Genomic DNA, 1,608 nt, shown 5'->3' on the forward strand with positions numbered 1-1,608 from the left:
CGGTTATCAGCGTCTGGCGCCGAATCTGTTGTTGGCGCCGGGAGACGAATAAGCGCAGCGTCTACACTCTGGCGCGAGGGTCTTTCGTTTTCAGGAGCGCCAGATGTCTGCACGCGGTGCCAGCCAGCCTCTGCGTCTACCTTCCATCGACAGTTTGTTGCGGCACCCGGCGTGCCTGCCGTTGGCCGAGCGCTATGGACGCGACGCCTTGCTGAATACCTTGCGGCTTTTGCTGGATGAGTTGCGCGAAGGGGCGCAGCAGGGATTGCTCGAACCTGCAGAAGTCAGCGCCGAAGTGCTGGCGGGCAGGGTCGGCGAACGATTGACAACCCAGCATCGCAGCCAGGTGCACCGGGTGTTCAACCTCACTGGCACGGTGCTGCACACCAATCTCGGGCGGGCGTTGTTGCCTGAAGAGGCGATTGAGGCGGTGCAAATGGCGGCCCGCTATCCGCTTAACCTGGAATTTGACCTGCGCAGCGGCAAGCGCGGTGACCGCGACGACCTGATCGAAGGCTTGATCCTCGAACTGACCGGCGCCGAAGCTGTGACCGTGGTCAATAACAATGCCGCAGCGGTCTTGCTGACTCTCAACAGCCTGGGCGCGCGCAAGGAAGGGATTATTTCCCGGGGCGAACTGATTGAAATCGGTGGCGCCTTTCGCATCCCCGACATCATGGCCCGCGCCGGGGTGAAGCTGGTTGAGGTCGGCACCACCAACCGCACCCATGCCCGCGACTACGAGGCCGCCATTGGCCCGCGCAGCGGATTGATCCTGCGCGTGCATGCGAGCAACTACAGCATTCAAGGCTTCACCACGCGTGTGGCGACGGCTGAACTGGCGCAAATTGCCCACCAGCATGGACTGCCGTTGCTTGAAGACCTCGGCAGCGGCAGCCTGCTGGACCTGACCCGCTGGGGCTTGCCCGCCGAACCGACGGTACGCCAGGCGCTGCTCGATGGCGCGGACATCGTTACCTTCAGTGGCGACAAACTGCTTGGCGGGCCGCAAGCCGGGCTTATCGTCGGTCGCAAGGAGTTGATCGCCAGGATCAAGAAAAACCCGCTCAAGCGTGCGCTGCGGGTCGACAAAATGACCCTGGCGGCCCTGGAAGCGGTGTTGGCTTTGTACCGCAACCCGGACCGACTCGCCGAGCGCTTGCCGAGCCTGCGCCTGTTGACCCGGCCACAGGCCGATATCCTCGCCCAGGCCGAACGATTGCGGCCAGCGCTGGCCCAGGTGCTGGGTGAGGGCTGGAGCGTCAGTGCCATGCCGGCACTCGGCATGATCGGCAGCGGCAGCCAACCGGTGGCACGGCTGGCCAGTGCGGCGCTGTGTGTGCGACCACTCACTTCCAAGCGCTTGCGCGGGCGATCTTTGCTGAATCTTGAGCAGGCTTTGCGCGGTTTACCGATTGCGGTCCTCGGGCGCATTGACGATGACGCCCTGTGGCTGGACCTGCGGCAACTGGACGACGAGCCGGCATGGCTGGCGCAACTCGATCAATTACAAGTGGAGGGCCGGGCAGGGTGATTGTCGGCACCGCAGGGCACATCGACCATGGCAAAACCGCGCTGCTCCAGGCGCTGACCGGTCAGGCGGGTGAC

General features: G+C 64.1%; 2 protein-coding genes. Both read left to right on the top strand.

All coding sequences use genetic code 11. The features are described from left to right. The first annotated feature begins 103 nt into the window (after positions 1-103). Positions 104-1,534 (top strand): L-seryl-tRNA(Sec) selenium transferase, encoded by a 1,431-nt coding sequence (gene selA, locus ACXRVY_RS28080; RefSeq protein WP_223457980.1) that lies wholly within the window; start codon positions 104-106, stop codon positions 1,532-1,534. Beyond that, positions 1,531-1,608, top strand: a 78-nt coding sequence (locus ACXRVY_RS28085; RefSeq protein ID WP_458238842.1) for a hypothetical protein, incomplete at its 3' end; no start/stop codon positions are given. The genes selA and ACXRVY_RS28085, both read left to right, overlap by 4 nt.

The sequence above is a fragment of the Pseudomonas sp. P5_A2_2 genome (genome assembly GCF_054177685.1).

Excerpts from the sequence above, each read along its gene's own strand:
- selA (WP_223457980.1), top strand. The coding sequence starts at position 104 with ATGTCTGCACGCGGTGCCAGCCAGCCTCTGCGTCTACCTTCCATCGAC.